At 41.1% G+C, this 19,881-nt stretch carries 13 protein-coding genes; 3 read left to right on the top strand and 10 right to left on the bottom strand.

The annotated features are described in order from the left end of the window. Positions 1-415 precede the first annotated feature (415 nt). Complete coding sequence (locus H5201_RS10865; protein WP_145240869.1) at positions 416-1,261, top strand: MurR/RpiR family transcriptional regulator; 846 nt, start codon at positions 416-418, stop codon at positions 1,259-1,261. 511 nt (positions 1,262-1,772) lie between these two features. Continuing rightward, positions 1,773-4,814 (top strand): TonB-dependent receptor, encoded by a 3,042-nt coding sequence (locus tag H5201_RS10860; RefSeq protein ID WP_182784566.1) that lies wholly within the window; start codon positions 1,773-1,775, stop codon positions 4,812-4,814. Positions 4,815-5,284: 470 nt separating this feature from the next. Here H5201_RS10860 and H5201_RS10855 read toward each other — a convergent pair whose 3' ends face one another. The 9 genes from H5201_RS10855 to H5201_RS10815 all read right to left on the bottom strand — a co-directional run bounded on the left by H5201_RS10855 (position 5,285) and on the right by H5201_RS10815 (position 15,938). Continuing rightward, a complete protein-coding gene (locus tag H5201_RS10855) occupies positions 5,285-6,316 on the bottom strand; it encodes an IS110 family transposase (RefSeq protein WP_182784564.1) in 1,032 nt (343 codons plus the stop codon). A 231-nt stretch (positions 6,317-6,547) separates the two neighbouring features. Continuing rightward, positions 6,548-7,738, bottom strand: a complete 1,191-nt coding sequence (locus H5201_RS10850; protein WP_182784562.1) for an exo-beta-N-acetylmuramidase NamZ domain-containing protein — start codon at positions 7,736-7,738, stop codon at positions 6,548-6,550. Continuing rightward, positions 7,739-8,674: an N-acetylmuramic acid 6-phosphate etherase gene (gene murQ, locus H5201_RS10845; protein ID WP_145240861.1), complete on the bottom strand. Its 936-nt coding sequence runs from the start codon at positions 8,672-8,674 to the stop codon at positions 7,739-7,741. After that, entirely contained in the window at positions 8,671-9,576 is a 906-nt protein-coding gene (locus tag H5201_RS10840) for a BadF/BadG/BcrA/BcrD ATPase family protein (protein ID WP_145240859.1), read from the bottom strand. The genes murQ and H5201_RS10840 overlap by 4 nt, the downstream gene beginning before the upstream one ends. Positions 9,577-9,578: 2 nt before the next feature. Next, the gene (locus H5201_RS10835; protein ID WP_182718009.1) at positions 9,579-11,165 is read right to left on the bottom strand and encodes a sodium:solute symporter; all 1,587 of its coding nucleotides are present in this window, start codon (positions 11,163-11,165) and stop codon (positions 9,579-9,581) included. A gap of 116 nt (positions 11,166-11,281) precedes the next feature. Then, positions 11,282-12,046, bottom strand: a complete 765-nt coding sequence (locus H5201_RS10830) for a L,D-transpeptidase (RefSeq protein ID WP_145240855.1) — start codon at positions 12,044-12,046, stop codon at positions 11,282-11,284. Next, a complete protein-coding gene (locus H5201_RS10825) occupies positions 12,043-13,155 on the bottom strand; it encodes a mandelate racemase/muconate lactonizing enzyme family protein (protein ID WP_182739908.1) in 1,113 nt (370 codons plus the stop codon). Before H5201_RS10825 ends, H5201_RS10830 begins: the two co-directional genes overlap by 4 nt. 9 nt (positions 13,156-13,164) lie before the next feature. Next, the gene (locus H5201_RS10820; protein WP_182784560.1) at positions 13,165-14,547 is read right to left on the bottom strand and encodes an NlpC/P60 family protein; all 1,383 of its coding nucleotides are present in this window, start codon (positions 14,545-14,547) and stop codon (positions 13,165-13,167) included. 53 nt (positions 14,548-14,600) lie between these two features. Next, a complete protein-coding gene (locus H5201_RS10815; protein ID WP_182739910.1) occupies positions 14,601-15,938 on the bottom strand; it encodes a hypothetical protein in 1,338 nt (445 codons plus the stop codon). A gap of 148 nt (positions 15,939-16,086) precedes the next feature. Between H5201_RS10815 and H5201_RS10810 the strand changes: the two genes are divergently transcribed. Beyond that, positions 16,087-18,102, top strand: coding sequence for a TonB-dependent receptor (locus tag H5201_RS10810; RefSeq protein ID WP_182784558.1), 2,016 nt, complete (start codon positions 16,087-16,089; stop codon positions 18,100-18,102). 158 nt (positions 18,103-18,260) lie between these two features. Here the strand turns inward: H5201_RS10810 and H5201_RS10805 are convergent, their stop codons facing one another. Next, complete coding sequence (locus tag H5201_RS10805) at positions 18,261-19,628, bottom strand: alkaline phosphatase PhoX (RefSeq protein ID WP_149981742.1); 1,368 nt, start codon at positions 19,626-19,628, stop codon at positions 18,261-18,263. Positions 19,629-19,881: the final 253 nt, after the last annotated feature.

The following is a 19,881-nucleotide window of genomic DNA, read 5'->3' as shown; positions in this document are numbered from 1 at the left end:
AAACAATACATTAAATAAACCCAGTTCTCATATTGTTATTATAGTTTGGACAACTCAATTTGAGTTGTATAAACCAAACCCTATCACAGTAAAATGATTTGTAAATAATTTATTTCAACAAGTAAATTAAATAAAGATATTTTATCTCACCATAAAAACAGTGCCCAAGCGACTAGCAAATAAATCTGTTAGTTCGCGCTATTGGTGTTGTAAAATTAGATAATTAAAACTATATTATTCCAATTATTCTTAAACAATATTCCAAAACTTAATTGCGGCTATTGGGAATAATTTATTTTTTGTACGCACAGGAACAAGAGTAAAAACTAAGATGGTTACATTTGAACCTAGAATAAGTACAAATTTATTTCGATTAATGCTATAAATACGCCAAATATAAAAATAAGCGGGTAGTATGTCTACATTTGTAAAAATTAAAGCCTTACGTCAGTCCCTATCGAGCAGCGAAGCTAAGCTAGCCGACTTCACATTGAACTCAGCTAATGCTATTCGTAATCTTTCGTCTGTAGAGCTGGCTAAAGTTGTCGGCGTGAGCCAGTCAAGCGTTGTAAAATTTTCGCAAAAACTGGGCTACAAAGGCTTTCCAGCATTTAAGCTGGCTGTCATTGATGCACTCAATGATGAAACATCAGAACCAAAACTGCATGGTAAAATCACCTTAAGTGATTCACTAGAGCAAATAGCAGAAAAGCTACTCAGTAGTAAACTTGCTGTGCTTACTGAAACAAAAAACCTCAATGAAGCGCTAGCCATTGAACAGGCTGTTAGCTTGTTAAAATCAGCTAAGCGAATTTTAATTTGTGGTTTAGGGGGCTCTGCCCTGGTGGCTAAAGACTTCTCTTATAAGCTGCAAAAGTTAGGTATGCCAGCAATAGCTGAACCTGATGGTCATGCGCAGCTCGCCTATGTATCAACCTTTGCAAAAGGCGACTTAGTTATTGCGATCAGTGAATCGGGTGTTACCAGAGAAATTGCTGAAGTGGTAAAGCAGGCTAAGAAGAACGACAGTTACGTGATCTCTGTCACTAAATTTGGTAGTAATCCTGTTGCTGATCAAGCCAATGTTAGGCTTTACTCTGTGGCAGAAGAAGAGTCAGTCCGTTTATCATCGATACTTGCCCGTACTGCGCAAGACTTTGTTATTGATATTCTATTTATCGCTTTAACGCAATCGAGTCGTCAAGGTCGTAAATTACTAGAGCATTCAAATGACGTTGTTGGTGAATTTAGAAATCACTAACCAACGACATCCTAAAGAATTAAGGCCACTATTGTGGCCTTTCTTATTATAAAAACCACTTTAACAACAGCCGTGCAATAATAACCTATCTCTCGTTTGCTAATTTATAAATTATTTCTTTATTCCATGCCAACCAAAATTTTTTAGTTCATAAACAATAATTATTATTGTAACTCCAACAGTATTGTTCCAACTCAATAAAAAATCCTCCTTCTTTAGAATGAAAAACACAAAAACATGTTATTTCAATACATTAAATATGAGTAACTGCGCTAAAAATCGCGAAAACACTCCCCCAGCCTTACGCTTATATTGACAAAAAATATAACGAAACCAGTTTTTATATATTTTATTTATAGATACAACAAAAATAAGGAAGAGTTTATTCTTGACCATTAATGGCAACGCATGTTTAATGGAATAGCAACAATTGATCAAAGTTTATAACTCTGTTTGGGGAATCAACAAAGTTCAGAGCTATAAGTTAATTATAATAAGGACGGGGAAAACAATGAAAAAACATGTACCAACCTTCACTATAAGCTCGTTAGCGCAGGCCACACATCGCGCTCTGCGAGTGCCAAAAACTGCAATAACCACCGCTATAATAGCTGCCTCGCTAGCAAGTGCTCCTGCATTCGCGAATTTAAACGGTAGCATTAAAGGTAAGGTAAAAACCGAGCAAGCAAACCAACCACTAGCGGGTATTACCATTACTGCACGTAGTAACGTCATGCCAAAAGCGCGTACGGTGGTAACCCGTGAAGATGGCAGTTATGATCTCCCGCAACTAAAACCAGGCACTTATGAGCTGACCTTTGAAGACAGCAGCGGCGTTACACAAACAATAACTGTTGATGTACTGCTAGAGCAAACCTCAAGTGCTAATGTTGTTCTTGGCGGTAAAAAAGATAATGTTGAAGTAATTACAGTGACAGGCAGTAAACTATTTCGCCAAGGTAAATCAGCACTCACAAACTCATTAGGTGAAGAGGGAATTAATAATGTCCCTGTAGGTCAAGATTACCGAGACCTTTTAAAGCTTGTCCCTGGTATAGAACTTTCGGCAAATTCAACGTTGGGCCCATCAGCTGGTGGATCAGGTGTTGATAACTCATATGGCTTTGATGGTGTTAATGTGTCATTGCCGATGTATGGCAACTTAGCTTCAGAGCCATCAACACACGATGTTGCCTTTGTTACTATGGACAGAGGTGGTGCAAAAGCGGTTGGCTTTAACCGTTCTGGTGGCTTTTCAATTGACACAGTATCAAAATCTGGTACGGATGAGTTTCACGGTAATATAGAATACAAAATACAACCAAAAACCTTTGTTGCAACGCCAGTAGGTGAAGAGAGCTTTGAGCTTGATAAAAACTGGTTAACCGCAAGTTTAAGCGGTCCACTGATTGAAGATACATTATATTTTTATACCTCTTATTACCGTCCTGAAGAGACCAAAGCAAACAAAAACACAGCCTATGGCGAAGTAAAAGATTATGAGAGTATCCGCGACGAATACTTTGGTAAATTAACCTGGGCACCAACTGATGATATTTTGATAAATATCTCACAACGTACCTCAGATAAAGAAGTGAAAGGCGATTCGATTGGTGCTTACGAGATGGACACTGTATCTGTCGGCAGTAAAGCTGATCAAGATATCTTTACTTTAGATGGTTCATGGATCTTAGGATCAGCAACCACACTTTCGTTCCAATATAGTAAGTTTGAATTAGAAACAGGCTCACAACCTGATACACCATTGAGTGTAATCCCTTCTTTATCAAGCCAACTTGGTATTGATGACTTAGCTCAAATGGGTTATTTCTCTGTCCCAAGCTTAAGAAGTTATGACCCAGATGAAGGATTTAGCGAAGCACAAATCGCCGCATATAATGCTGGCGCAAATGCATTAATTAATACCTATGGCTATCTTGAAGACGCAGTGATGAAAGGCGGTGGTGGTGTTGGTGCATACGCAACTTATGACAATCAAAACTTTTATCGTGATTCCTTTGAAGTTAGTTTAGAACATGAACTTAGCTGGGGCGATGCATACCACATACTCCATTTTGGTGCAAAATGGGAAGAAGGCGAAGAGCAACTAACCAGACTCTCTAACGGTTGGGGTTCAATTGCATACATTGGTGGCTTAGTTGATGCTGATGCAAACACTGATGGTTTTGACCCTGCAAATGCTATCTACCGTGCTCGAGTCCAACAAATGAGTTTAGCAACGGCTGATGGCGCGCCTGTATCAGGCATTAACTCTGAAACACGCAGCCTAAACTTTGAAATTAACGATACTATAGAATTGGGTGATTGGACTTATAACTTAGGATTATTGGTCAGCCAAGACACTTGGTATGGTCAAGGCTTAAAAGCTAAATCTGGTACTATTTCTGGCTATGAAGTTGCTCCTGGTCACAAGTACCAAATGTACCAAACCAACTGGAAAGATATGCTGCAACCTCGTTTAGGTGCAACATGGACTTATTCTGACGAAGATTCCGTATTTGCAAACTTTGCGATTTATAATCCTGAAGCGAGTTCATTATCTCGCGCAGCATCATGGGATCGAAACACTCGTGCCGAAATTGAGTTATTACTAGATGAAGCTGGCAATATTTTATCATCTTCACCTAGAAATGGTTCATCTGGTAAAGTATTCCAAGATGATATGAAACCACGTCGTATTAACGAATTTACTATCGGAACCACTAAGTATGTTGGTTCTGACTTAGTATTACGTGCCCATGTTCGTCACCGTAAAGGCATGCACTTTTGGGAGGATATGCCAAACAATGCGCGTCTAACTGATTACTCAGGTGTTGATGCCGAAGGTGTACCGCAACACATTGCAGATAAAGGCTTATATGTAGCTAACTTAGCTGATATTCGCGACGAAATTGGTGGTTCATCGTATGTAATTGCAGAGGTTGATGGCGGCGAAACCAAATACTGGGAAGCGAGTATTGAAGCCGAATACTTGGGTGAGAATAGCTACGTAAACGCTTCATATGTGTGGAGTCACTACTATGGCAACTTTGACCAAGATAACACCACAACAAGCAATGATGCGAATAACTTTATTGGTTCATCTTACTATGGTGATGGCCGTGGTCGTTATTCATGGGATAACCGTTATGGCACACTCTCAGGTGATAAACCTCACCTGTTAAAAGTATACGGTTACTATACTCTTCCTTGGGAAGCTAACTTAGGGGCGTACTTCGTATTCCAATCAGGTAAAGCATGGGAAGCATGGGATGGAACAACATATGGCTACCCTACAAGCCATATTAGCCGCTATGCAGAGTCTGCTGGTAGTCGTCGCACTGCTAGCCATTGGCAACTTGACTTAAACTATACGCAAGACTTTAAGTTCTCTGGTGATATGGAACTACAATTTCGTGCTGATCTCTTCAACGTATTTAATCGTCAAACAGGTTATAACAAAAACCCGTATGTACTTGAAGAGAAATTTGGTGAATCGCGTAGCTACTACAATCCACGTAGCTTGCAGTTATCAGTTAACTTTAAGTTTTAATCTTATGGATTAAAGTAAGCGCTCAATGGGCGCTTATTTCCCCATCCATGGTAAGGCCACAATTGTGGCCTTTTTAATGCCCTTTTTAATGACTAATAACTCAAATCATCCCAATACAAAACAAATACCTTATTTGTTTTTAACCCACCTTTGGCAAAGTTAAAATGCAGGTCGCGGTTTATCCCAATATGTAGGCAAAGGTTTAACGTTATTGTCGCGAGGTAAACTCGCTTATATGGACTCCTCCTATTGCACAAGCCTTTTTACATTAAAATGATGTGATTGCGTGCTTATATACGGGCTCTAATGAGGCGCTACCTCGGCCACTTTGATGTTTTCGCGCCCTTGTGCCTTATCTGCTACACGGTATCTTCGTACACTAGCGATTTTTCAGGCTCTCAAGGGTGGGTCTCACCACTTAATGCTCTATCTTGGCTTGTTCAATTCTTTTGTTTACTGACTTTTTATTTTTACGCGGTTAATAATCTTGCTTCATAACTCGTTCCATTTTTGAGTAAGACGTAGGCTGTTCGCATTGTTTTGTTTGCTAATGCAATAGCGGCGCACTTGACACCTTTTCTTATTAGAAGGTTTTTTATCCATCGTTCTTTTTCTGTCGTGGCTTCTCTGTTTTTTAATTTACTCACTACTGAGCGAGCGCCTAAAAATAGGTTTCGTCTTAATGCACCACCTCGTCTTTTGGGTATGCGCCCTATCTTTGCTTTGCCACCTGTCGAATGCTGTAATGGTGTCACTCCTGCACACGCCGCAGCACTTCTTCCATCGTTAAACTGTGTCGTGTTACCTAAAAAAGACAGGAGCTCGATAGCCGTGATTGGGCCGACTCCTTCGAGAGCCATTAAGCGTTGACAGCCATCATTTTGTTTTGCAATACGCTCTATTTGTTTTTGCAGCTCTACCTTATTGTCACACTGCTGTTTATAAAGTGAATAGCTGAGCGCGAGAGCATGCTTTAGTTCTAGCGGCAGTGTGTTTTCTGCATCTTCTAAAATATCGGGTATGGCTGCTTTAAATGCGGCCTCACTTTGGTTAATCACAATACCAAACTCAAGGAGTAGCCCGCGTATTTGGTTTGATAACTGAATTTTTTGTTTATCTGCTAACGCTCTTACTTTGCTAAGTGACTGTAAAGCCTGCTCTTCAATGGTAAGAATTTTACACGAACGAACATTCGGGACTCGACTGGCAACGGCTATTGCGATTGCATCGTTCGCATCTGTTTTTTGCCCCTGTCTAAATGCTTTCACGAACAAAGGGTCAAGGAGTATTACATCATGACCAAAAGACTGCGCAGTGCGCGCAAAATGCTGGGCGCTTGCGCATGCCTCCATAGCAACAACCGACGGTTTTGCTTTAACTAATAACTCAAGCAGCGTTTGACGGTTAACTGATTTATTGGACATCAGTTTGTTGCCTTTAAACTGCGCCGCTTGGAAAGTATTTTTTGCTAAATCAATAGCAACTAAATTACAATATGCCATGTATGGACTCCTAATTTGGTAAAAGATTCTCTGCAGTTTCTTTATACCGTACACTCCCGTTAATGGGGAGGAGTCCATACATCTGCTACAAATACCCCCACTAATTGTAGTGGTTCATTTATGGAGACTATTTTTACTGTTTTGAGATTGACGCTAAAACAAGACAACATTAATTGAAAACTAAAAACGCAGCCTAAGCTGCGTTTGAAAGGTTTATAAATGAAAATAGTCTTATTGATATAACAAATATGCTGCGCGTTGCTGTTTAAAGCGAGCTAGATCTTGTTGCCAGCTTTGTTTGATTTGCAGCTCTGTTTGGCCGGCTTCGATAGCTAAACGCAGCTTATCAGTGCCTGCAAGTTTATCCATAAAGCCAGCACGTTCAAAGAACGTTTGCTCGTTTTGCATTAAAGTTTTGTAGGCTGTAATAAATAAACTTAAATCTAGTCCTTTGATTGTACTGTCTCGTAAATCAAGACCTTGCACCTCTATCCCTTTAAATTTAGGGTTCATTGATGCCCCCTCAATAGCACGCGGAGTGAAACTAAACTCCCCTAACGCAATCGGTGAATAACCTATCACTTGAAATGGAAAGTCTGTACCACGGCCAATTGTAATTGGTGTTGCTTCAAAAAAGCATAATGATGGATACAATGCAATTGACTGATCATTTGGTAAATTAGGGCTTGGCTGAACAGGTAAACTATACGTCATATCGCGGCGATAATGCGCCACAGGCACAACCGTCAAGTTTAGTGACGAAGCTTTATTTATCCACCCTTCACCTTTGATCATTTTTGCCAGCTCGCCCACTGTCATACCATGTAATACAGGAATTTCATGCATGCCAACGAAAGACTGAAATTTTAACTCTAAAACTGGCCCATCAACATAAGCAATATTCGGGTTTGGCCTATCAAGTACAATAAAATCAATGTTATTCTCAGCAGCAGCTTCCATCATGTAATGCATTGAGCTGATATAAGTGTAAAAACGCACACCAACATCTTGAATATCAAAAATAATCACGTCTAATTCGCTTAATAAAGCGGTATCTGGCTTTTTATTACTGCCGAAAATAGACACCACATCAATACCGGTCTTTGCATCCACCGTATTTTTTACATGCGCGCCGGCATCGTGGTCGCCACGAAAACCATGTTCAGGGGCAAATATTTTAGTAACATTCACGCCTTTATCACGCAGTAAGTCGACTATATGGGTGTCATTAACTTGTGAAGTTTGATTAACGACTAAGCCAACTCGTTTGCCCTCAAGTTGTGGTAGGTACTGCTGATATTGTAAAGCGCCAACACTTAAATTTACTTGCGGTGTATCAGTTAAGATTGCATCGTCAGTGCTGTTGTGGGCGCATGCGCTCAAAATTAGGCATTGTAATATAACCAATAATCTAATTAACATTTATAGTTCCACCGCTTTTCGTAAAAAACCATCCGCTTGGGTTAACATTTGCTCAGCTTGGGCGGCATCTTTGCCTGTTAAGATGATTAAAATAGCCAATTTAGCACTTTGTTTTGCTTGGGCAAGCGCATCGACTCCTTGCTGATGAGTGCAATCGGTTGCTTGCATTACGATGCGGATCGCACGAGCATGCAGCTTTTCATTGCTGGCATTCACATCAACCATCAAGTTTTTATAGACTTTACCGGTGCGGATCATACTGGCTGTGCTGAGCATATTTAATACTAACTTTTGTGCAGTACCCGATTTCATACGTGTTGAACCAGTTACCGCTTCAGCGCCAACTACCGGGCAAATACCAATATCAGGTAGTTTCATTACCGCGGAGTTAGGATTACAGGTTACTCCAACGGTGATACATCCTATTGATTTTGCATACTCAATGGCTGCTCGCACATAAGGTGTACGGCCACTAGCGGCAATCCCTACCACGACATCTTTAGCTTGTAGATTAACGGCTTTAAGATCTTCTACGCCTAATTTTAAGCTATCTTCGGCACCTTCAACTGCTTTTTTAAAAGCCGTTTCGCCACCAGCAATTATTCCCATTACTTGTTGATCGCTGACACTGTAAGTTGGCGCGCATTCCACAGCATCTAAAATACCTAAGCGACCACTGGTGCCGGCACCAATATAAATTAAACGACCGCCTTGCTTAAATGCCGTTACAATATGATCGACCGCTTTGGCTATCTCTGGGATCACTAACTTTACAGCAGCGGCAACTTTTTGATCTTCCAAATTTATTTTGGTTAAAATTTCGCGACTATCGAGTAAATCTATATCCAACGTATCTAAATTTTGTCCTTCTGACACAATCCCGTTCAGCTCTTCTAAAAGTGCACGCTGCTGATTAAAATTAGACTCAGGGCTCATTGTGTAATCCTTGTGTATTCAATTTGTTTAATGCGGTCGCTGGCTAAAATCACCGCACCGGCTAACGAATCCCCTTGCCGGGGAGATAAATTCAGTTGTGTATTTTCATTTAATAATGCAATAGTTACGTCCGCTAAACCGCCAATAATTATGACTGGTAACTGGCTCTGACCACGACATTTTTCAATCAATCTCTCGACTTGTCGAACATGCTCACTAAGCACCGTATCGGCTATTATACACTGTGTTTTTAAACTAAAGATTAAAGGGCTAAAACGCGCATAATCTAACGCTTTGGCCTTCATTAACCAACTTGATATTTGTTCTCGCTCACGGCCAACTTGTTCACTCAGCTGTTGCGTTAGCAGGCTTTTAGGTTGCTCAAAGCGGTCTATTTCATCTAACAAGCATTGCACAGCACTTAACCCTAGGCGCGCACCACCGCCAAAATCATCAACAGAAAAACCCCAGCCGCCAATTAATTTTGTTTCTCCATCAGCGGATAATCTTGCTGCTACAGCGCCCGTTCCTAACGCTAACATTGCAACTGGCTGACCTAGATTTGCACCATATAATGAAGTGATTGCATCGCTAACAATACTCAATTGCGCAAATTTAATATCGCAGTCTAGCTGTAAGCTTGCAGTTACTCGCTCAGCCAACACTTTAGACGAGCCGCCCGCAAGTCCCATTACCGCCAAAATTTGGCTATGCTTAGCGCCACTTTGTGCACATACGCTAGTGATCACTTGCTGTAAACTAGTAAGCGCCGTATTAAAATCGTTATAAACTGAGGCTGCACCAGCCTGCGCAGTAAATTCTTCAGCGCTATGTAAATTCACTAATTTCGCCAGCGTTTTGGTACCCCCGCCATCAATAGCTAGTATATAGTCAATGTTCATGCCTATTGGGCTCCTACAGCTGACTGGCCGCGCTGGGCAAGTTGAGGTTTACCTAAACAACACACTAGAGTCGACAACGCAGTACCAATACATAACTGCCAAGTAAAGCCTAAATAGAAGCGATCTGCTGCCGGCAATAACCAATCAATGATGTATGGTTGCATGAATAAAGTGATCATAAAGCCGACAATTAACGCCGCCAATACTGAGCCTTCACTGCCACGTTTAGTAAATAGTGTTGTAAAATACACGCCCAGTAAACCACTGTACGAAAACACCATGACACTCAGCGCAAACTTAAGAAGCGGCATATCACTGTATTGCTGCCAGAAATAACAAACTATGGCCATTAATGCTAATGATAGGCTCACAACCGCCATGCCAATACGCCCGGCTTTAACAAAATGGTTATCGGCAACTTGCTTATTTTTAGCTGCTAAATAAGGTCGATATAAATCTTGTACAATGACCGACGACATCGAGCTTAAACCGGAGTTTAATGTTGAAATGGCCGCGGCAATGATACCGACGCTAACTAAACCTTTAACACCAGCAGGAGCCTCATTAAGTACGTAGTACATAAAAATAGTGATTTTTTCACCATTAAATTCTTGTACGACTTGCGCACCGTCACTGTTCATTAATGCTGGCTGCTGATAAACGATATAAAGTAATAAACCAATAAAGATAAATACCAACATCACGGGAATAACCATCACGATAGAAAGTAGTAATGCTTTACTGCCTTCTTTGTCACTCTTACACGTCAGTAGACGCTGTGTCATATCTTGATCAAGACCAAAGGCGGCAATGTTAAGTAATACAAAGCCGGTTAATACCGACGCCATATTGAACACCCCACTTGGGCCAAAATCTAAATCAAATTTGAAAATCGCCAGCTTTGAATCAGCACCGGGGGTTGGCTCATTTAAGGTTGCTAAAATAGTTGAAAAATCAGCGGGGATCAGTACCAACAAACACCAGATAACGGCAATCGCAGCACTGACATATACGACACTTTGCAGCACATCAGAATAAATTACACTGCGAATACCACCAAATACGGTATACAACAAACCCGCAAGTGCTAATAGCAAAGTCGCTATAATCACACTTTCTGCGGCTATATTACCGTATAAAATCATCGCTACTGCAATCGCGGCCATATATAGACGTGCGCCACTGGCGAACACTCGGCCAAATAAATACATTAAGCCGCTGCGGCGTTTAGCTTTTGGCCCTATGCGCTTTTCAAGCAGTTCATAAACGGTGTACACTTTTTGTTGATAAAACTTAGGGATCAGAAAAATAGAAACAATAAATGCAGCTATGAATGCGCCAATGTTCGTCGCTAAATACGATAAATCACCTTGATAACCCTGATCAGGTCCACCAATAAAAGTGGCAGCAGACTGTGAAGTAGCTAATACCGAAATAGCCACCATCCAGGTCGGCATACTATTACCGCCTAAAAAGAAGTCTTTACTTGAGTTGGCGCGCTTACGGTTAAACCACCAACCACTGAGTAATAAAATTGCTCCGTAGCTTGCGAATACGAGCCAATCAAGCAAGGTGTATTGTGCACTCATTTATTATCCCAATTTCAAACCAACCAATGGAATATATTATTCCATTAAATTAATAAAAAGAAAACAATTTTATTATTTACTTTGTAAAGCCACGCGATCGCGTGGCTTTACACGTATTATTTAATCGCTGGCAACTTCCAAAGCAATTGTTTTTGTTGATATTGTTCGCTAGGTAAGCTCACTAACAATGGTTTTTTCTGTTCATCTAACCAAGCTAACAAGGTATCCATATTCTGCTCAGTCATTGCAGTACAACCGGCAGTTGGTTTATTTTCTGCGCGCCATAAATGCATAAAGATACAACTGCCTGCACCATCAACATTTTGACTATTGTGCTTAACCACTAAGCCTTTTTTGTAAAGGTTATCTTGGCTGTAAATATCACGGCGCATCCACTCTGACGAGTCTTTGACAGCAGCCTCTCCTACCACTGACTTATTAACTAGCTGGTTATAAAATGGCGAACCTTTGACATCAACACAATAGTCGTCAGCAGTCATGCCTTGGTAGGTCATATTGGTTTTTAATGAATCTAAATAACCAAACGCGGTGCCGAGTTCAAAAATACCAGCGGGAGCTTTACCATCGCCTTCTTGTTTTTGTTCGCCCGCTTGAGCTGGGTGTAAACCTATACCCCACGCAAGACCGGTGCGCCCAAGTACCACACTGTGACCTTGGCCTTGTTGTTGCCATTGTCCTGCAACACGCTCAAATCGATACAATTGTGCGGCAATGGCTTGCCAATCATCTGCAACCACCACCACTAACTGTTGGCTTTGCTGTGGGATAACTGCAGCACTTGCAGCTGCTGATGTACTTGCACTATTTGCACAGCCGCTGAGGGCTGCTGTGGTGATTAATGTTATTATTATTTTTTTCATAACGGCCAAATTCCATCGTTTATCGGTTGTAATGTGTCGATACTTTTAATCCCCAAGCCAGGACCATCACTTAACGTGATCGCTGGGCCATTAAATTCCACACCGCCTTGCACCGGATCATATTGTCCAAGCGCTGGACCGTCTAAGTCTATTTTACTGATCTGCTGGGCTTTTGCAGACGCTAAATGCGCAGCACCTGCAACGGCAATACTGCCTTCTAACATGCAACCGATCATACAATCAGCTTGATACTGTGCAGTAATATTGGCAATTTCAATAGCACGACTTAAGCCACCCGTTTTCATGACTTTGATATTGATAATATCAACAGCATTTTGCTCTAATAATTGAATTACTTGCTTGGGCGAAAAGGCACTTTCGTCAGCCATGATCGGCGTATTTACCCGCTCAGTAATATACTTTAAACCTTTAAAATCATCACTTTTCACTGGCTGTTCAACAAGTTCTAATTCAACATTGTGGCTTTCTAATTGCTGTAAAACAAACACCGTTTGTTTAGCATTCCAGCCCTGATTTACATCCAAACGAATTTGCGTTTGCTGGCCAAAACCTTGATAAATCGCTTTCACTCGTTCGATATCTTGCTGTAAATCATTGCCAATTTTTACTTTTAAAATATCAAAACCTTGCGCTACAGCCACAGCACAATCACTGAGCATTTTATCAATATTATCAACGCTAATAGTGATATCAGTTCGTAATGTTTGACTACCACCGCCGAGCAATTTATACAGCGGCGCTTGATATAATTTACCCCACAAGTCATAAACAGCCAGCTCGAGTGCGGCTTTAGCGCTGTAATTTGCCACCACACTTGATTGGATCACTTGGCAAATTTGATTGAGGTTTTCGATTTCCATACCAATTAGTTTTGGCGCTATAAATTGTTTAATAACGCTAAGGATACTTTGGTGAGTATCACCGGTTATTACTGGCGTAGATGCCGCAGCACCATAGCCAATTTCGCCTTTATCGGTTTCAATTAACACCACTAAGTCTTCAATATAGCTCACTTCACGCAGCGCTGTTTTGAACGGCGTAACTAATGGCACTTTAAGTTTGGCAAAACGTATCGCCGTAATCTTCATTTTTAACTCCTAGCGAATACGCTTAATATTATAAGTACGGTCTAAATAGCTCTGAGTTTGCGATAAACGCAGTGGCAATAAAGGCGTTACCGATACCCCATTAAGTGAACTTGAATAAAAACTACCATCAGCCTTGTTATAACCCAACCCTTTAACATCATGGATCACATACGGTTGACCGTCTTGTTCACCTAAGTACATCATTACATGGCCTGGTATATAAATTAAATCGCCCACTTGCATGTTATTAATTACCGCTAATTTATCGCTTTCATTGCTGGTTTTATCAAAACGGTGATTAGTACCATACTCCCCCTTCCCCTGCTGACCTGAATTACGCGGCATTAATAGACCAAATGATTTATATATTTCGCCAACAAAACCAGTGCAGTCACGGCCATTATAGTCGTGTCCCCAACCGTAGCGTTCGCCTAAAAATTTAAACCCTTGTTTTATCAAATGCTGTTGGGTGTAAGGTAAATACCCTAAATGCACATCACTGCTGCGACTGATCAAGGCAGGCTTAATAACTAACTGACCTTGTTCCCCGCGGGTTGGCAGTTGCACAACATAATTAGCGTAGGTGTTTTGGCCATTTAATAAATGAGGGGTTTTTTCTGCAGGCATTAGAGGCAGACGAACGCCCATGTCCAATTGCACTTGCGATGTAGTGGCATCATTAGGCACGTAAGCAGTATTTACTTTTGCGCCAGTTATCAATAAAAAGTCATCGTTATTTTTAAATTCACGAAGTGTGCTTTTATTCGATATCGCAATATCAGCTTTGGGCGCCCATGCTAGATAGTTATAAGCGCGCACAAGTAACCATTTCTTATCGGCACTTTCATGCAAAATAGCCACTGTATCACCGGGGAACAATCCGCTTTCTTGAAAACGGTCTAAGTCATTATCTAAGCCACTATTTAATACTCGGTCCGACGTTGGAAAAGTACGCAGGACTGAGCGCTTTACCACCATGGCATAACTAACTTGATTATTATCTGCCACAGCGTCTAAATTCAAATTGGCTAGATATTTTGCAAAATGCTTATTACTTAATGCCACGCCATTAGGGTAAAAACGCGGGCTTTTTGGTACCGCACTAATACTGAGTATATATGCCTTTAACTGCTCACGAGTTAGCTGAGAGGCAAAATCGAGTGGATCGACAATATGTTCATTGTCAGCAATCAATTGTTTATTAAATGCCGCGATTTGCGCTGCACTCATCAGAGTTTTATCTGTCACTTGGCTTAACCAGTGCTGCGGGGTTAATTGAGATTGAGTGACCCCGATGACATCTGATTGCCACGTGTTAGCCGCCGCAATGACGGGTGCCATGGTAATAATACTTGCTAATGAAATACTCAGGGCGATAAATGTATGTCGCATTCGTGGGTTCCCTATTATCAATTTGCTTGGTAAGTCGTGCTGTGTGCTACTTATTATTGCTTTTGCGGTATCAGTAACTGTTTAAATGCATGCGTAAAATTAGCCTGCATTTTTAAGCCAACCACGGCTAAATTTTTTTCACTTGCACCTGGCACACTATTTTGTGCCGCTAAGGTAAATTCGCGTCCACCTTGAATAAACGGTAAGTAAACATGAGCCAACATGACAGTTTCTGTGGTTGAGCGTGTTTCGCTTGGACCCCAACCTATTTTTTGCCAAACTCGCCATTGCCCCTGCGTTAACTCGTCTAAAATTTGTTTTGCTGGGCGAGTATCGTCTGGTGCAAGCGCTTGCGCTAAAGAGTCAGTGATCATTTGACTGAGCCCTTGCATCATACCACCCACTTTAGCGGTTTTATCCGTATTGCCGGTGCCATTAAATAGTACATCAATGTCTTGTGCTTGTAGTAAAGGCTGCTGAGTTAAGGGCTCTCGAGTGTGGCTTGCTAAACGTTTTAACCACTCAGCTTGAGCCAAAGTTGTCATGGCTTTATTACCGGTTAAACCACAGCCATCACACCGGTAGTCTAAATAAGCAGGATCATCGGTATTAACAGTAAAATAAGCGATATTGCTAGCAATAACATCACTATCAGTACTTTGCCAACGAATCGTGCTAGGAGTAAAAGTCTCTGTAGCATAAGCACCTTTAAACATAATGCGAGAATCATTAAGCTTTAGCCAATTATCTGCAAATAAATTACTTAAATAATCACGCCCAGCAACATTAATAAAGTAGCTCGCTATTGCATTAGAGTTTCCATCAGCGCTGCCAAAATGCTCGTAGCTATTAATACTAGTGATCAAATCAGCAACATTGCTATCACCTATTAGCGCATGTGCACCAAGCTCTGGGTTTATTTGCCGTACTTTTGCAATTGCACCGCTAAAAGCTTGAATTTTAGATGAACTCCATGGCTCATATAAATCATTCTGGGTACCATTTGCTAAATAACGATACGCTAGTTGGTTACCTTGCTGTTGGTAATCAATTACTAACAACTTACCCTGCGATGTCGGAATATCAAAATAGTGCCAATCTGCTGCCACGCGTTGCTGCCACCCTAACTGACTGTAATTAACCTGCGCCGCCGTTTTATAGTGCGATTGCGCAACACGATTAGCAACTAAATGCGCCTGCATAGGAATATTTGTTAAATCAGCCGGTAAGACAGGCGCAGCCAACATCACCTGTTGATAGAACGTCTTATGTTGCTCTTGTAACGATGCAACAGTCTCTTGCTGTGGCTGACTCTGACAGCCAAAAAGCCCAGTTACTAAGCTCACACTGAAAACATTCAGCCCCGCTTTTTTCAGTTTCATTACAATCAAAATTAAATTCCTTATGATTTTTATTTTTGGAATATTTTATTGAAAATAACATATTTTCCACAGCAAGCAAATATTTGCATCCGATTAACATCTTAAAACGTACTAGTATTAAATATAAACATTTCGACCTATTTATAAGGAAATGATAATGCGCACTTTTTTAATTCTATCTGGTAGCTTGTTTTGCTCTACCAATGTACTTGCAAACATTGAAGAAATTACCATATACGGACACCGCACGGGACTTATTGGTGAGGCTATTAGTGCATCAAGTGGCGTAATTGGCCAAGGTGAAATAGAAAACCGTCCAATGTTACGTAGCGCAGAAATGCTAGAACTGATCCCAGGTATGGCCGTCACACAGCACAGCGGCTCAGGTAAAGCTAATCAATATTTTATCCGAGGTTTTAATCTCGACCATGGTACTGACTTTGCCACCAGCATTGATGGTATGCCAATTAATATGCGTAGCCATGGGCATGGTCAAGGCTACACCGACCTTAACTTTATTATTCCTGAAACAATTTCGACTATAGATTATCAAAAAGGCGCGTATGGCGCCGCTCAAGGTGACTTTTCAACCGCTGGCAGTGCTGAATTTAATCTAGCTGATAACCCAAAACATCAACAACTTGACTTTTCAATTGGCGAAGACAATTACCAGCGAGTGATGGCATTAGGCTCAATTGGGATTGCTAACGGGAAAATTATTATTGCCGGTGAGTGGCAAGGTTATGATGGCCCTTGGCAAGATATCAATGAAGATGTAGATAAAAAAAATGCCCTAGTACGCTATGTAGGTAAAGCATGGGATGGCGATTTATCTGTCACGGCAATGGCTTATGACAACAGCTGGAATTCCGCAGATCAAATTCCACAACGTGCAGTTGAACAAAGTATTATCAGTGCGCTAGGTTCACTCGATACGACCGTAGGCGGCAGCTCTAGTCGCTATAGTTTATCGGCAAATTGGCAAGGCCAGCACATTAAAGCCAATGCCTATGTGATCAACTACGACATGGACTTGTTTTCTAACTTCTCTTACTTTTTAAATGATCCTATTAATGGCGATCAGTTCCAACAAGTCGATAGCCGGACAATTAGTGGTGGCGCACTGAGTTATCAATTTGCTGATACTCTTGCAGATATGCTAATCCAGCATACAGTTGGTGTGGAATATCGCCGCGATGATATTGATCAAGTTGGTTTATACAATACCAAGCAGCGCCAACGCTTAAGTACTGTGCGTGAAGATGCTGTAGACGAAGCCAGCTACTCAGCCTATTGGCAATCACAAGTAAATTTAAGCCAAGCACTCGAAGCCACATTTGGTGTGCGTTATGATTACTTTGACGCAGATGTTGATAGCAATAACAGTATTAATTCAGGCAGTGCAGATGATGATTTGGTTAGCTTTAAAGCCAGCTTAAATTACCTGTTTAATGACAACCTAGCCGGTTATGCCAACTGGGGGCAGTCGTATCATTCAAATGATACGCGTGGAGCGACTATTAAACAAGATCCGGTGACACTTGAGTCTGCTGATAAGGTTGATTTACTGGTGCAAAGCAATGGCGCAGAGCTGGGTTTACGCTACTTTGATCACCAACGGTTTAATTTATCAGCGGCATTATGGTGGCTAAGCTTAGATTCTGAATTATTATTTGTGGGTGATGCGGGTAACACTGAAGCCAGTGATGCATCAAAACGCTACGGTTTAGAGCTCAGTGCGTATTATTGGCTTAATGATGCCTTGAGTTTAGACGCCGAGGCCTCATTTACACATTCACGCTTAGATATCGATTCAAATGACGATCGAATTGAAGGTGCAGTGCCTGTGGTTGCCAGTACTGGCATTAATTGGCATATTACCCAGCAGTGGCAGTCTTCACTGCGCGTACGCCACATTGGCAAACGGATACTCAGTAGTGATGGCGATAAACGCTCAGAGCCGCTTACAGTCATTAATGGTTTAGTAAGTTATCAACAAACGCATTGGAAAGTGGGCCTTGAGCTATTAAATATATTTGATAGTACGGATCACGATATTGACTACTTTTACACGTCACGCTTAGCTGGTGAAGCTATTGAAGGCGTTGAAGATAATCACTTCCACCCAATTGAGCCGCGTACCCTGCGCCTAAACTTCAGCCTGTTATTTTAGTTTGGTTATTGTTATTAATAATTGAGCTAAATACTTTGCTGATCCGGTTTATACTTTAAGGTATGAAGCGGATCAGCAAGGCTGCATTTTAAATTAACTCACTTAGCACTACTAAATAGCCATAGTGCACTTGTATATAAGCATTAAATAATCACCAGTTAGCCTTTAAAACTCTGCCATGGTCCTGTGATCGCTAATGTTTTTGTTGGTGAATACACATTAACAAATAAGGTGTTGCCATCAGCAGAAAAACAAGCTCCCGCCAACTCGGTTTGCGCTGTTAAGCGGGCAAAATTATATACATCACCACTAGGTGTTACGCCACGTAAATGGTTATCTACCACGTCGGTATACTGATCTTCACAAACGATCAAGTGCCCGTTAGGTGCAACAGTGAGATTATCACCAAAGTTAAATAACGACTTATCTGTGCTTTCTACAAATAGTTGAACGTGTCCTGGAGCTAGATGCTCTTTATCTGTTCCTTCAAATGCTGATGGTTGATACTTCATCACTTGACCAAGCTGCTTTTGACCACCATTAGTGCAACAAAAATAAAGTTCTTTTTCACCCCAATGTATCCCTTCACCACGAGCGAAAAGTGCAGCGCCTTGTTTGTGGCCGCGTATTCTTAAATCGTCTTTTGGACTTTCAGGTTGCGCCAAATCAACCCATTCAACGGCCATATTGTGTTGTAAAGGCATTACCCCTGTAACCCAATTACGAGTATCAAACTGTGGCTGTGCTTTAATCATCATAGCTTGAAGTTTACCTCCTTTACTCAACTTACCGTATTCATTAGGAATAAAACGATAAAATAAACTATCGCCTTTATCTTCTGTCAGATAAACAATACCGGTTGTTGGATCAACAGCAGCTGCTTCGTGGTTAAACCGCCCCATTGCCTTGAGAGGCTCAGGGTTTACTAGTCCTTTAGCGTTGGCTGGTATCTCAAAAATATAACCGTGATCTTGATTAAAGCCATCCGCTTTAGTCAGAACAGTCTCTTCGCAAGTAAGCCAACTACCCCATGGGGTAATACCACCTGCACAATTGCGGATCGTGCCAGTGAGTGACAAATATTCTTGCTCTTTTTTACCGGTTTTTAAATTATAAATAATATGACTTGTGCCTCCTGGCAAAGCAACACCTTGCGCAGTAGTGTCATAAGCAAATGACGTTTTATGCGTTTGTAAGCTAACATCTGCTTTTGCTAAATCAGTTGGTTTTAATTCATGGTTTCTGACTAATGCAACCCGCTCATCATCAAGGGCAATACAGCCCATACCATCGGCTTTATCTGGCACTGTAAAGCCATCATCCATTTTATCACCCAGTTTTGATATAACTTGATAGCTAAACCCTGCTGGTAAATCGAGTAACTTGTTAGGATCAGTCACTAACGGACCATAGGCACTTAAATGCTCACTCACGTCAAGAAATGGTACTTTGCCAAAAGTACTACGAGAAAGCCCCATAAAAGCGAGTGTACCGGCACTAATAATAAATTGTCTTCTTGAGATCATCGTAAAACTCATAGTGTGATAAAATAACAGGCATATGATAAATGAAATTATCCTATAAAAACGGCCTCCATAAAAAGTTCATACAATTGTCATATCTCAAAGCAAACCTCATTGACACTTGATCTATTAAATTTCAGGCATAAAAAAACCGACTCTCGTCGGTTATCTTCTATTAACTTTAATAGTAATAGAAAGTGGTGAGTGCAGGACGTATCTTCAAAGAGTGAACCTTCGACCACTCGGTTGGTGGTTT

Origin of the sequence: Pseudoalteromonas sp. SG43-6 (genome assembly GCF_014164365.1) — a bacterium.
Taxonomy (GTDB): domain Bacteria; phylum Pseudomonadota; class Gammaproteobacteria; order Enterobacterales; family Alteromonadaceae; genus Pseudoalteromonas; species Pseudoalteromonas rhizosphaerae.
The sequence above is the reverse complement of the archived record's forward strand: the minus strand, read 5'-3'. Positions and strand labels throughout refer to the sequence as shown.

What these genes read in the sequence shown, in the direction of transcription:
- H5201_RS10865 (WP_145240869.1), top strand. Translation starts at nt 416, where the DNA reads ATGTCTACATTTGTAAAAATTAAAGCCTTACGTCAGTCCCTATCGAGC.
- H5201_RS10830 (WP_145240855.1), bottom strand. Translation starts at nt 12,046, where the DNA reads ATGAAAAAAATAATAATAACATTAATCACCACAGCAGCCCTCAGCGGC.
- H5201_RS10805 (WP_149981742.1), bottom strand. Translation starts at nt 19,628, where the DNA reads ATGATCTCAAGAAGACAATTTATTATTAGTGCCGGTACACTCGCTTTT.
- H5201_RS10825 (WP_182739908.1), bottom strand. Translation starts at nt 13,155, where the DNA reads ATGAAGATTACGGCGATACGTTTTGCCAAACTTAAAGTGCCATTAGTT.
- H5201_RS10835 (WP_182718009.1), bottom strand. Translation starts at nt 11,165, where the DNA reads ATGAGTGCACAATACACCTTGCTTGATTGGCTCGTATTCGCAAGCTAC.
- H5201_RS10850 (WP_182784562.1), bottom strand. Translation starts at nt 7,738, where the DNA reads ATGTTAATTAGATTATTGGTTATATTACAATGCCTAATTTTGAGCGCA.
- murQ (WP_145240861.1), bottom strand. Translation starts at nt 8,674, where the DNA reads ATGAGCCCTGAGTCTAATTTTAATCAGCAGCGTGCACTTTTAGAAGAG.
- H5201_RS10810 (WP_182784558.1), top strand. Translation starts at nt 16,087, where the DNA reads ATGCGCACTTTTTTAATTCTATCTGGTAGCTTGTTTTGCTCTACCAAT.
- H5201_RS10855 (WP_182784564.1), bottom strand. Translation starts at nt 6,316, where the DNA reads ATGGCATATTGTAATTTAGTTGCTATTGATTTAGCAAAAAATACTTTC.
- H5201_RS10820 (WP_182784560.1), bottom strand. Translation starts at nt 14,547, where the DNA reads ATGCGACATACATTTATCGCCCTGAGTATTTCATTAGCAAGTATTATT.
- H5201_RS10840 (WP_145240859.1), bottom strand. Translation starts at nt 9,576, where the DNA reads ATGAACATTGACTATATACTAGCTATTGATGGCGGGGGTACCAAAACG.
- H5201_RS10860 (WP_182784566.1), top strand. Translation starts at nt 1,773, where the DNA reads ATGAAAAAACATGTACCAACCTTCACTATAAGCTCGTTAGCGCAGGCC.